A 12,165-nucleotide genomic window follows, 5' to 3' on the forward strand; every position below is an offset into this window, starting at 1 on the left:
GGCCACTAAGGCGACCAAGGCGACTACCGAGGCGACAGCGCCGCGCGCAGGCTCTGCGCCAGCGCCGCGGAGGCTGGCGCGGCGTCGCGGCGCGATAGCAGCAGCACGCGCGTATCACAACGCGTATCACCGCCGGCATCGGCCAGCGGTACGCACCGCACGCCCGGCGGTGCCAGGCGACTGAGCGAAGCCGGCACCAAGGCCACGCCAAACCCTGCCTCCACCAGCGCCAGCTGCGACAGCTTGCGCGAGATCGCCGCCGCCGCGCGCGGATAGAAACCGCGCTCCAGGCAGCACTGCGCCACGCGATGGCTCAGGCCGCCCCGGTCCGGATGCGGCAGCGACACGAAGGGCTCTTCCCGCAACCTCTCCAACGCCACGCTTTCCTCGTGCGCGAGCGGATGCGCGCTACATACCGCCAGCACCAGGCGCTCTTCATAGAGCGAGTCCACCTCGACGCCGGGAAGCCGGCGCAGCAGCGGCTCGCGCGCCAGGCCCAGGTCGGCGCGGCCCTCCTCGATCTCCATCGCCTGCTGTTCGCTGGATGCCTGCGAGATCTCGAAATGGATCCCGGGGTGCTCTGCCTGGTACTCGCGTAGCACCGCCGTGCAGGCCGGCGTCAGCGGCACCGAGCTGGAATGCAGCAGGCGCACCGTGCCTTGCTCGCCGCGCTCGACCTGACGCGCCTGCGCCGAGGCCTCGGTCAGCTCGGCCAGGATGCGGCGTGCCGCCTCCAGGAAAGCGCGGCCGGCCGGCGTGGTCTCTACATGGCGCGGCTTGCGCACCAGCAGCACCACCTGCAGCATGCCCTCCATCTCCTTGATCTGCCGGCTCAGCGCCGACTGCGCGATAAAGAGCCGCTCCGCGGCCAGGCTGAAGCTGCCGGCATCGACAATTTCAACGAAGTAGCGCAACTGCTTGAGGGACGGACTCATTGAATGGGCGGGCTCATGGGACGCACGGGCTGACATCGGCCTGGATCGTGCGCGCAAGTGTGCCATGGCGCGCGCGCCGCGCCCAGCGCGCTGCCATGCCGCTTTGCGATGGATCGCGGGGCGCTTTGATATTGGTCCGCGCACGCGCGCGTGCCTATGCTGTGGGGCACGCAACCCTGATGCCAATGCCCGTGGACCTGACCGCCCTGCTGCCCGATGTTTCCCTGCCTGCCTACCTCGCCATGTGCGTGGCGATCGCCGGCGCCTATGTGATCTTCGGCATGGCGGGCTTCGGCACCGCGCTGGTAGCGGGGCCGCTTCTGGCTTACCTGATGCCAGTGAGCCAGATCGTGCCGCTGCTGGCGCTGATGGACTGCACAGCCGCAGCCTTTGCCCTGCTGCGCGATGGCCGCGCCGCCGACCGCGCAGAGCTTGGGCGGTTGCTGCCCTGCATGCTGGCCGGCAGCCTGGTAGGTGCCGCACTGCTGCTCAAGCTGCAGTCGGACCTGCTGCCGCTGCTGCTTGGGGTGTTCGCCATGGGGTATGCGATCTGGGCGCTTGGCGGCAAGCGACCCACCGGCTTTACGCCACGCGCGGCGCTGCCCTTTGGCCTGGGCGGCGGCGTGTGCTCGGCCATGTTCGGCAGCGGCGGCTTTCTCTATGCGATCTACCTGTCGGGCCGGCTGGGCAAGGACGCCATGCGCATGACGCAGTCCACGCTGATCGGCGTGAGTACGCTGACGCGGCTGGTGCTATTTGCCCTGGCGGGAGTCTATGCGGGTGCGGCCATCATCAAGCTGGCGCTGCTGCTGGCGCCAGCGATGGCGCTGGGCCTGTGGGCCGGGCGCAGGATCACGCTGCGCTTGTCGCGCGAGCAGTTCCTGCGCATGGTCAATGCGGTGGTGCTGTGCTCCGGCGGCGCGCTGGTCCTGCACTACTTGCTGCGCCTGGATTAAACGCGCCGCCCTAATGGGCGGCGCTTGCGCCAGATCGCTCCGGCAGCGCGAAAATCAAACGATTTCGCGCGTCTCCATGAACTGCAGCTTGGGGAAGCGCTCCTGCGTCAGGCGCAGGTTGACCATGCTGGGCGCCAGGTAGACGTGGTCGCCGGCGCCGTCGAGCGCCACATTGTGGCCCGCCTTCTCGATCAGCTTCTCGATCTCCGCGGGGTCGCCCTTGAGCCAGCGCGCGGTGGCGCAGTCGTGCGACTCGAAGATCGCGTCGACACCGTACTCGTGCTCCAGGCGGTGCGCCACCACGTCGAACTGCAGGATGCCGACGGCGCCCAGCACCAGGTCGTTGGAGGCGATCGGGCGGAACATCTGCGTTGCGCCCTCTTCCGCCAGCTGCTGCAGGCCCTTTTGCAACTGCTTGACCTTGAGCGGGTTGTTCAGCCGCGCGCGGCGGAAGAACTCGGGCGCAAACGACGGGATACCGGTGAACTTGAGCGCCTCGCCCTCGCTGAACGCATCGCCCAGCCGGATGGTGCCGTGGTTGGGCACGCCAATGATGTCGCCGGCGTAAGCCTCTTCGGTCGTATTGCGGTCCTGCGACATGAAGGTGATGGCGTTATTGATGGCCATGGTCTTGCCGGTGGACACATGCTGCACCTTCATGCCGCGCTCGAAGCGGCCCGAGCAGACGCGCACGAACGCGATGCGGTCGCGGTGGCGCGGGTCCATGTTGGCCTGGATCTTGAACACGAAGCCAGTGAACCTGGGCTCCTGCGGCTCCACCGCGCGCGACTCGGCATTGCGGCCCTGCGGCGGCGGCGCCAGCTCGCACAAGGCGTCGAGCAGAGATTGCACGCCAAAGTTGTTGACGGCCGAGCCGAAGTACACAGGCGTCTGCTTGCCGCTGAGGAACGCGTCCTTGTCGAAGGCATGCGATGCGCCGCGCACGAGTTCGATCTCGATGCGCAGCTCTTCCGCCTGGGTGCCCAGCACGCGGTCCAGCTCCGGGTTGTCCAGGCCCTGGACCATGGCCGAGGTGCCCTTCTCGCCGTGCGGGTCGAACAGCTGCACGCGGTCGTCGATCAGGTGGTACACACCGCGGAAGGCCTTGCCCATGCCGATCGGCCAGGTCATCGGCGCGCACTGCATCTTCAGCACGTCCTCGATTTCGTCGAGCAGCTCGATGGGCGAGCGGCCTTCGCGGTCGAGCTTGTTGATAAAGGTGATGATGGGCGTATCGCGCAGGCGGCAGACGTTGAGCAGCTTGATGGTCTGCGCTTCCACGCCGTTGACCGAGTCGATCACCATCACCGCGGAGTCCACCGCGGTCAGCGTGCGGTAGGTGTCTTCGGAGAAGTCCTCGTGGCCCGGGGTGTCGAGCAGGTTGATGATGTTCTCTCGGTACGGGAACTGCATCACCGACGAGGTCACCGAGATGCCGCGCTGCTTTTCCAGCTCCATCCAGTCGGAGGTGGCGTGGCGGTCGGCCTTGCGCGCGCGCACTTCGCCCGCGACCTGGATGGCGCCACCGAACCACAGCAGTTTTTCGGTCAGGGTCGTCTTACCCGCGTCAGGGTGCGAAATGATGGCAAAGGTGCGACGACGCGCAATTTCGGATACGAGCGAGCTCACGGCAGTGGATTCGGCAAACAGAAGATGGAAAAGGGGCCCGGGGCGCAGCGGACCGGCGCCAGGGGCCGGCGCGACCATCAGCTTGCGGTCGGGGGCCGGGCACTGCGGGCATGCACGAAGGGAATCGGGCCGTATTTTACCGGTTCGCGGGACCGGCCGCGCGCGGATCGGGCGGCGGGCTGATGCTTTGCCCTTGCAAGCTGCCGAATTGCAGCGCGTATTGGCGGGTCAGCTCGGCACCGAAGAAGAAAATTTGTGCCGAATAGTACACCCATAACATCAGTGCGACCACAGAACCCGCAGCCCCATAGGACGAAGCCACAGCGCTATTGCCCAGGTAAAGGCCGATCAGCCGCTTGCCCACCGAAAACAGCAGGGCGGTGATGATGGCGCCCATGACCACGTCACGCCAGGCGATGCGGGCATTGGGCAGCATCTTGAAGATCACGGCGAACAGCAGGGTCACCACGCCAAATGAAAATGCTGTTGAAAGCACGTCCGCCACCGGCGCAAACCACGATTGCGTCCACATCTGACCCCAAAACCGGTCGACTACCGCCAACGCGGCATTGACGATCAGCGACACCAGCAACATGAAGGCCAGCACCAGCACCAGGCTGAACGAGAGCAAGCGGGCGCGCAGCAATTGCTGCCAGCCGGCGCCCTGTGGCGCCGGTGTCTCCCAGATCTCGTCGAGGCTGCCTTTGAGTTCCGCGAAGGCGCTGGTAGCGCCGACAAACAAGATACCGGTGGCGATGGCCGCGGCCAGCCCGCCACCACCCGAGCGGTGCGTGGCGGCAAGGATTTCCTGGATGGCAGCCGCGCCCTGGGCACCGACGAGGCCGTCGATCTGAGCGAAGATCTCGCCCCGTGCCGCTTCCGCGCCAAAAAAGATGCCGGCAATCGAGATCACCAGCACCAGCACTGGCGCCAGCGAGAAGAGCATATAGAAGGACAGCGCCGCGCCCTTGCTGGCGGCTCGGTGCGCCAGCCATGCGCTGACCGCGGCCAGCACCACCCTGGCCGTGCGCGTAGCGGTATGGCGATCGGGCAGCCAATGGCCGATGCCGCGAGCGCGTTGCTTGGGCGGCGTGCGGTCCAGGGACTGGTCGGGGGAATCGGCTGGATTCAAGCGTGGATCCCGTTGTTGGCTGGGCGACTAAAGGGTCCGGCGACCTGCCCTAGCCCCGGTCTTTGCTCAGGCCCCAAATCAACGACACCGCGCACAGCACGAGGAAGATGATGAAGAGGATCTTGGCGAACTCCGCCGCCGCGGCGGAGATGCCGCCGAAGCCAAACACGGCCGCGATCAAGGCGATGACGAAGAAAACCACGGCGTAGCGCAACATGATGGGACTCCAATGAAGCCTTCTCCCGTTTTGTTATCCGTTCCAAGGTTCATGATACAGCCCATCCCGCGCTTTTCCCAAGCCGCCCGGGCGCGGCTCGCGCCCCGGGTTCCGGCCCTGTCCGGGCGGTGACCGGCTAGACTGAAGACGGCTACGCGCCGTCTCGCTGCGGGTGACCGGCGCCACCGGGGCGGTTGGCCGCAAGCACCAGCCGTCCAGGTACCGTCCTCCCGCACACAACCTTTCGACAACCAGAAGGAGGCACCATGAACCGGAAATCCCTCCGCCGCCTTGGCACCGCCGTCTTCCTGGCGCTCGGCCTGCTCGCCGCCGCCGGCTGCGAACGCAGCCAGCCGGGACCCAAGCCCATCTCCGGTGCACTGGCCGAGCAAGCCTCCGGCACCGCGCAGGCACCCCTCGCTCCATCAGCCTTGCCCGTGCTGCCGGCCTGAGCGCCAACAGCTTCGCAACGGCGCGCCCAGGCCAATGCCGCCGACCCAGGCATCACGCTCCTGCAAGCCCGGAGCGTACCCGTTTCTGCGTACAGAGCCGCGCGCCGGGCGACGCGCGTAAAGCGGCGCAGACGAGACGCAAACGGCCTGGGCCGCCCGCCTTGCCGCCGATACCAAAGACGGGGCGGCACACTTGCCGGCCCCTGCCCTGTTTCAGCGATGCAACCAGCACCGGCCTGCCCTTGCGAGCGCTCATGGCGCGTCATCGTGCCTGACTGAGCATGGCCGCGCGCCCAATCGGCGATCGCTTTCATCCAGCGCCATCGGCAATGCCGCGTTACAGCGCTGCAACCAAAATGTTCTTCCTCTATCAGGGAACTTCCGCGCGCTCTTGCGCACCACCCGCAAACCGTTGACAGCGCTCAATTGCAGGGTATTGGCACGCTTGTCGCTCTGTTCGCCACAGGGAGACATAAAAAAATGACGCGACGAGTCCTACAACGCGGGAGTGAGTTCAGCCATGCGTCAGCCGCCAGCGCGAATGACGGCACGGAGGCGTTCGTATCGACTGGCGCGGCCTGCGCCATCGGTCTTGCAGCTTTTGTCGCCGCCCTTGCTTCCTTCCCCGCGATTGCAGACCCAGGCGATATCGTCGTTCTGCGCAGCGTCGAGCCGCGTATTGCCTATCGCGGCATACCGCAGGGGGACATGCCGATAGCCGCCGCTGTCGAGCCGTTTCCGTCCGCACGTTTCCAGCAGTCCACCGCCGCCATCGCCAGCGACCTGACCGACAGCGATCTCGCTGCCGCGGTAGGCCGCAGCGCGGCCGGCGCCGCCGTGTCCGGTGCCAGCCAGTCCGCCACCGGGCGGCTGGCCCTGGCGCCCAGCCAGATCGAGGGCCTGGCTAGTGGCAGTGGCGCTGGGAGCGTTTCGGGCGGCATCGCCGGCCAGGTCGCGCAGGCTACCGGCAACATGACTGGCGCCTTGATGCACGGACTGGCGCCGCTCGCGGTGGGAGGCCGGCCATGACATGCGTCCACACCACACGCGGCAATCACGCTGCCTGGCTTGCCGGCCTGATGCTTGCCTGCCTGCCGCTCCACGCGCAGGTCCAGGGTGCGGCCACCGACAGCACCCGCATCGATGCCGGCGCGCTCACCGGCGTTGCCGGTCGCGCCGCCGTGAACCTGGCCGCTGGCAGCGGCAACGCGCAAAGCAACCAGGCCGCCATCGCGAGTGGCAGCGCGGACGTGCAATCGCTGCAGCGTGCCGGCGCCACCGCGCCCGCGACAGGCGCCGTCAGCCAGATCGGCGGCGGTGCCTTCGCCAATGGCAGCGGGCTGCTTTCGGCAAACGTGGCCAGCGGCAACGGCAACGTGCAAATCAATGCGGCAGTGCTGGCGCCGGCCGCCAGCGTAAAGATCGAAGCCATCTCCGACGGCTTGCTAGCCGCGGAATCGGCCGGAGGAAGTCGCCCGGGTTCAGCGGGCCACGCAACGGGTCCGCGCGAGGCAGTCATCCAGCCAGATGCCTACCGCAACGCAACGGGCCTGGTGCAGCTGAACCAGACGGCAGGATCGGGGAATGTCTCGTCCAACGTTTTTGTGCTCCGTCCCCCGGCGGGCACTTTTTTCTAAGCAGGGAAGGAGAAAATCATGAGAACGAAAATCCTCGCCATCGCAGCGGGCATTGCGCTTTCAACCAGCGCATTCGCGGGCGGCTTCAGTTACTTCGACCGGCCGGACGACGCCGATATCTACAGCCAGACAGCGATCAGCAACGACATCTATGTCCGTGGCTTCGGCTTTGCCTGGGGAGATATCCACTTCCGGTCCGAATCGGGCGCGGTGGTCAACAGCCAGCAAAGCGCGCGTGACAATAGCGTGCGTATCGGCCCGTCCACCAACAGTGCATTCGGCGGCGGCAACGCGCTGGTCAATGCGCAAGGCAATATCGGCGTGAACATATCCGCGGGCGCGGGCAACGGCCAGTCCAACCAGGCCGCGCTGGCCAGCATCGATGCGTCGGATGTCTTCGCCTCGGCGCAGGTGTTCTCCAGCCAGAAGACCGGGGATAACGGCATGCACATGGTCGGCGCCGCAAACAGCGCCAGCATGGGCGATAACATGCTGGCCGGTGCCAAGGGCAACGTCGGCGTGAACATCGCGGCAGGCGCCGGCAACCTGCAGAGCAACGCGCTGGCGGCCTCGGTCAACATGGGCAGCGGCCGCGACGGCAGGCAGCCCGTCGGCGCGCTGGCCAAGGCAACCGCTTCCAATGACCAGACCACCTACGGCAATGACCTGTCGATGTGCGGCTGCAGGCCGAACAATGCCGCCACGCTCAACGGGGGCGCCCTGGCCAATGCGGTCGGCAACATCGGCGTGAACATCGCCGTCGGGGCCGGCAACGCACAGAGCAACGGGCTCGCCATTTCCACGGCGACCCACTGAGCATTGCGGCAACAGCACGAACGCGGCAGGAGAGCCGGGACCCGGGGGTCGCCGGCTCAACCCGCCCAAGGGGGAGTGTCATGCGCGCGCTATTCCGCGTGACCGGGGCATGCATGCTGCTGGCAGCGGCATTCAGTGCCAATGGTCAGAGCACGATGACGATCGACATCGACGGACAGCCGATGCTCAGGAAGCCCGTCAAGAGCATGCTCGAGATGCGCTACCAGAACATGATGCGCCAGCAGCTTGACTTCAGTTGCGGCGCGGCCGCGGTCGGCACGCTGTTGCGCTACGGCTACGGCTATGACCTGGCGGAGCCCAGGATCGTCGAGGACATGTTGCGCATCTCCGACGCCGACACCGTGGTCAAGAACGGCTTCTCCATGCTCGACATGCGCAATTACGTCGAAACGCTGGGCTTGCGCGGGCGAGGGTTCCGCGTGGACTACAGCGCCCTGCGGCAACTCAAGATCCCGGTCATCACCTTGCTCGACGTCAACGGCTACCTGCATTTCGTGGTGGTGCGCAAGGCCATCGACGGGCGCGTGTTCGTAGCCGATCCGGCGCTGGGCAACCGCATCATCAAGGAGGAGGATTTCGCGGCGAACTGGAACGGGCTGGTGTTCGCCATCGTCGGCCGGCCGTTCGATCCGAACTCGCCCCTGCTCGATATCGCCGCGCCCGCCTTGCGCGACCGGACCAACGCCGCGCTGGCCGGGGGCATGGTGCCCGCGGCGCTTGACTTTGGCCTGATACGGATGGACTACTTCTGACATGGACACCGCACAGCGCCTCCTCTGCCTGAGCTGCACCGCCAGCATGGCGCTGGTCACGCCAACGCTTGCGCTAGCATCCACCGCGGCTGACGATGCCAGCGACGTGATGGCCTCGCCAGCAATGGCGGAGCTCGTCTCCGACGCGGAGATGGCCGGCGTGCGCGGCAAGTACCTGGGCGCGAGCCTGGTCAGCGGCTTTGTGGTGGAGATGGTTTCACGCTGGCAGAACGATACGGCGATCGCCACCGCAACCGCCCGCGTCGCCGCCGCCAACCTCGCCGCCAACAGTGCGGTGGCGCAGGCCACGGCGAGCCTGTCGGCTCGCGTCCAGAGCCTTGCCCCGGGCAATGTGCAAGGCAATGGCGGCACTGCCAGCTCCGCGGTGCAGGTGGCGGGCGTGGGCCAGGTCGCGCAGATCGCCGGCGATGGCAATTCGGCCAGCAACGTCAGCACCATCACGACCCAGACCACACCCATCGCGGCGGCGCCCACGGCAAGCGTGGCAAGCAGCAACCCGGCAGCACAAGTGGCTCACGGCAACGGCATCACCGCCAGCGCCACGGTCGCGCCAGGCGGCGGCGTGTCGCTGGCCATCCAGTCGGCCGCGGGCAGCGCCACGCAGAATGCGCAAGGCGGCAGCCTGATGCAGGCGGCACGCATCACGGGCGATGCGCAGCAAGTGCTCAACCTCACCAACATTACGCTGCAGGTGCAGCAACTGACGATCCGGCAACTGACGCAATCCAGCATGCGGGACGCACTAGCGGCGATCGCCACGATGCGACGATAATCCAGCATACGCAGGGCTGGCGCACCCGCTTCGCGCCCATTCAGATTTCCGGGGGGAAAGATGAAGACCGAACTCGCTCTGATGGGTACCCTGGCGGGTACGCTGATCTCGGCCGGCGCGTGGGCGCAGGTCAGCGTCCAGCCCAGCGCCGACGAGCGGATCGAACGGCTGACAAAACTGGTCGAGCAACAAGACAAGACCATCAAGGCTCTCGAACAGCGCCTGAACGACCTGGAAATGGTCGGGGCGCGCGGGCGGGGGGTAGTAGCAGGAACGGGGAGCAGTGCCAACGGGAACGCCGGTGGCGGAATGACCGCCGCCGGCGTTCCCTCCTTGGCACAAAGCGCAAGCCCTGCCGCGGGCGGCACGGCCACCGCAGCGCCCGCCGGCGACACGCCGGTGGTGGGCTCGGACGCGCGCGAGACACAACAACAGGCGCGCGTGCAGAGCAAAGACCTGGTCTACCAGAGCGAGCATGCGCCACTGTTCGAGCGGCGCCTGACCATCGACAGCGGCTTCATCTACAGCTACTACGACCGGCGCGCGCTGTCGCTGTCCGGCTTCCTGGCGCTGGACGCCATCTTCCTCGGCACCATCAACCTCAACCAGACCAAGTCGCACACGCTCACGTACGACACCATCGCACGCTACGGCCTGTCCGACCGCCTGTCGATGGACTTCGATCTGCCGGTGATGTACCGCAACACCAACTTCATCTCCGGCGGTGCGGGCGGCTCCGCTTCGAGCCTGTCCGATGCCACGCTGAGCACGACGGCGCCGGGCGATATCAGCATGGGCCTGTACTACCAGTTCCTGCGCGAAAGCGGCGCCGCGCCCGATGTGGTCGGCAGCATCCGCGTGCGCGCGCCCACCGGGCGCTCGCCGTTCGGCATCAAGCTGGTGTCGGCGAATGCCAATAACAACAACCTGAATATCGCCGACCAGTTGCCCACGGGCAATGGCGTATGGGCCGTGACGGCCGGGTTGTCGCTGCTCAAGACCTATGACCCAGTGGTGTTGTTCGTCAATGCCAGCTACACCTACAACATCAAGCGCTCGGTGAGCGATATCTCCTCGGTGCAGGGACAAGTCACGCCGGCCGATGTGAAACTGGGCGACACCATTGGGTTCGGCGGCGGCCTCGCGCTCGCGCTCAACGACCGCACGTCGATGTCGATGGCCTTCAATGCTGCCATCTCATCGAGCACGCAAGTCACCACCGCGGGTGTCACGCAGACTGTGATCGGCAGCCGGGCCAACGTAGCCACCATGACATTCGGCTTCAATCACGTGATCACCAAAGGCTTGTCTGTGAGCACCGCGATCGGCCTCGGACTCACCCCGGATGCGCCGAACTACACGGTGACGCTGCGTTTTCCCTATACGTTCTGAGCGCCCCAAGGCCGGACAAGAAAAGCGGGCCGCAGCCCGCCTGTCCTTCGCTGGCCGGCTATTCGCCGGCGCCGGGATGCGCTTCAATCCGGATATTGTGCTTGTGCATCAGCCGGTACAAGGTGACACGCGAGACGTTGAGCTCGCGCGCGGCGGGTACCACGTGAAAGCCGTGGCTCGCCATCACGGTACGGATCGCCTCGCGTTCCGCCTCCTCGCGGATCGCGTCCAGGGTCTTGCGTGGCGAGTCGCTGCCGCCGTGCAATTGCAGGTCCTCCGCGGTGATCTTGCGGTTATCGGTCATCACGATCGCGCGCCGTACCCGGTTGATCAGCTCACGTACATTGCCCGGCCACTCGTATTGCATCATGGCCTGCGTGGAACATGGCGAGAATCCGCGAATGCGCCGATGGGCCTCGTGGCCATGCTCGGCAAGCACCGAGTTGGCCAGCAGCAGGATGTCCTCGCCGCGCTCGCGCAACGGCGGGATCGACAGGGTCAGAACGCATAGCCGGTGGAACAGGTCGGCACGGAAGCGTCCGTCGGATTGCGCCGCCACCAGGTCCACGTGCGTCGCCGAGATGATGCGCAGATCCAGCGGAATCGACTGGTGCCCGCCGAGCCGGGTGATGGTGCCTTGCTGCAAGAAGCGCAACAGGGCGACCTGGCTTTCCAGCGGCAGGTCGCCGATTTCATCGAGAAACAACGTACCACCCTGCGCCTGCTCGATCCAGCCGATCTTGCGCTGGTTGGCCCCGGTGAACGCCCCCTTTTCATAGCCGAACAGCTCGGATTGCACCAGGTGCGGGGGAATGGCGCCGCAGTTGATCGCCACGAACGGGCCTTTGCGCCGGCTCGAGGCTTCATGGATGGCTTGCGCCGCCAGCTCCTTGCCGGTGCCGGACTCGCCGGAGATAAAGACGGGCGCCTCGTTGTGCGCGACCTTGGCGAGCGAGCGGAACATGCTACGCATCACCGCGCACTCGCCGATCATGGGGCCGTGGCCGACCAGTTCGTGGCTGCGCGCGCCATGCAGGCAGGCCATGCCGTGGGCATGTTTAAGCGTGTAGAGCAGTTCGCTGAACGAAAACGGCGTGCGCACATAGTCCACGCAGTAGTCGCGTATCAGCCGCCTCACGCGCTCGTCCTCCAGCATGCGCGACGACGTGATCGCCACCCACATCACGTGCAGGTACTGCAAGCTCTGCTCGAGCTGCATCAGCTCGGCATCGCTGTATTCGGTCTCGAGATCGAGCACGCCAGCCATTGGCGCGCTGCCCCGCACCACCCGGCTAAGGTCCCGGATCTGCTGGATGTGGCGAATCTCCCAGCCGGAGCCGAACTGGGCCGGATCAAATCCATAGGGTTCGTGGCGAGATACGACCAACACCTGTGCGGTGCGTGTCGCCGCCTTGCACAGTCGGTCCATAACG

General features: G+C 66.3%; 13 protein-coding genes. 8 read left to right on the top strand and 5 right to left on the bottom strand.

The genetic code is table 11. The features are described from left to right. Positions 1–23 precede the first annotated feature (23 nt). Entirely contained in the window at positions 24–935 is a 912-nt protein-coding gene (locus AC1RQK_RS21930; RefSeq protein WP_492811119.1) for a LysR substrate-binding domain-containing protein, read from the bottom strand. 179 nt (positions 936–1,114) lie between these two features. Here AC1RQK_RS21930 and AC1RQK_RS21935 point away from each other — a divergent pair, with 179 nt between their 5' ends. Continuing rightward, positions 1,115–1,891: a sulfite exporter TauE/SafE family protein gene (locus AC1RQK_RS21935; RefSeq protein WP_492811121.1), complete on the top strand. Its 777-nt coding sequence runs from the start codon at positions 1,115–1,117 to the stop codon at positions 1,889–1,891. 54 nt (positions 1,892–1,945) lie between these two features. On the opposite strand, the gene AC1RQK_RS21940 is transcribed toward AC1RQK_RS21935, so the two are convergent. The 3 genes from AC1RQK_RS21940 to AC1RQK_RS21950 form a co-directional block, all read right to left on the bottom strand. After that, positions 1,946–3,520 (bottom strand): peptide chain release factor 3, encoded by a 1,575-nt coding sequence (locus tag AC1RQK_RS21940; RefSeq protein ID WP_492371916.1) that lies wholly within the window; start codon positions 3,518–3,520, stop codon positions 1,946–1,948. A 136-nt stretch (positions 3,521–3,656) separates the two neighbouring features. Then, a complete protein-coding gene (locus AC1RQK_RS21945) occupies positions 3,657–4,622 on the bottom strand; it encodes a YihY/virulence factor BrkB family protein (RefSeq protein ID WP_492811182.1) in 966 nt (321 codons plus the stop codon). A gap of 79 nt (positions 4,623–4,701) precedes the next feature. Beyond that, positions 4,702–4,869, bottom strand: coding sequence for a DUF1328 domain-containing protein (locus AC1RQK_RS21950; protein WP_492371915.1), 168 nt, complete (start codon positions 4,867–4,869; stop codon positions 4,702–4,704). Between the two features lie 266 nt (positions 4,870–5,135). On the opposite strand from AC1RQK_RS21950, the gene AC1RQK_RS21955 reads away from it, so the two are divergent. From AC1RQK_RS21955 to AC1RQK_RS21985, 7 genes are all read left to right on the top strand, one after another. Further along, positions 5,136–5,321, top strand: a complete 186-nt coding sequence (locus tag AC1RQK_RS21955) for a hypothetical protein (RefSeq protein WP_492371914.1) — start codon at positions 5,136–5,138, stop codon at positions 5,319–5,321. Positions 5,322–5,801: 480 nt separating this feature from the next. Then, complete coding sequence (locus tag AC1RQK_RS21960; protein ID WP_492371913.1) at positions 5,802–6,350, top strand: FapA family amyloid fibril periplasmic chaperone; 549 nt, start codon at positions 5,802–5,804, stop codon at positions 6,348–6,350. Beyond that, the gene (locus AC1RQK_RS21965; RefSeq protein ID WP_492371912.1) at positions 6,347–6,958 is read left to right on the top strand and encodes a FapB/FapC family functional amyloid domain-containing protein; all 612 of its coding nucleotides are present in this window, start codon (positions 6,347–6,349) and stop codon (positions 6,956–6,958) included. The genes AC1RQK_RS21960 and AC1RQK_RS21965 overlap by 4 nt, the downstream gene beginning before the upstream one ends. Positions 6,959–6,976: 18 nt before the next feature. Next, positions 6,977–7,774, top strand: a complete 798-nt coding sequence (locus tag AC1RQK_RS21970) for a FapB/FapC family functional amyloid domain-containing protein (RefSeq protein WP_492811125.1) — start codon at positions 6,977–6,979, stop codon at positions 7,772–7,774. Positions 7,775–7,854: 80 nt separating this feature from the next. Next, positions 7,855–8,547 carry a C39 family peptidase gene (locus AC1RQK_RS21975; protein WP_492371910.1) on the top strand — a complete coding sequence of 231 codons (693 nt, stop codon included), beginning with the start codon at positions 7,855–7,857 and terminating at the stop codon, positions 8,545–8,547. Position 8,548: 1 nt separating this feature from the next. Beyond that, the gene (locus AC1RQK_RS21980) at positions 8,549–9,340 is read left to right on the top strand and encodes a hypothetical protein (RefSeq protein WP_492811127.1); all 792 of its coding nucleotides are present in this window, start codon (positions 8,549–8,551) and stop codon (positions 9,338–9,340) included. 60 nt (positions 9,341–9,400) lie between these two features. Next, on the top strand, positions 9,401–10,732 hold the full coding sequence (locus AC1RQK_RS21985) for a transporter (protein ID WP_492811129.1): 1,332 nt from the start codon (positions 9,401–9,403) through the stop codon (positions 10,730–10,732). 58 nt (positions 10,733–10,790) lie between these two features. On the opposite strand, the gene AC1RQK_RS21990 is transcribed toward AC1RQK_RS21985, so the two are convergent. Next, positions 10,791–12,161 (bottom strand): sigma 54-interacting transcriptional regulator, encoded by a 1,371-nt coding sequence (locus tag AC1RQK_RS21990; RefSeq protein ID WP_441632568.1) that lies wholly within the window; start codon positions 12,159–12,161, stop codon positions 10,791–10,793. Between the last annotated feature and the right edge of the window lie 4 nt (positions 12,162–12,165).

The organism is Cupriavidus sp. GW822-FHT02D05 (assembly GCF_058802485.1).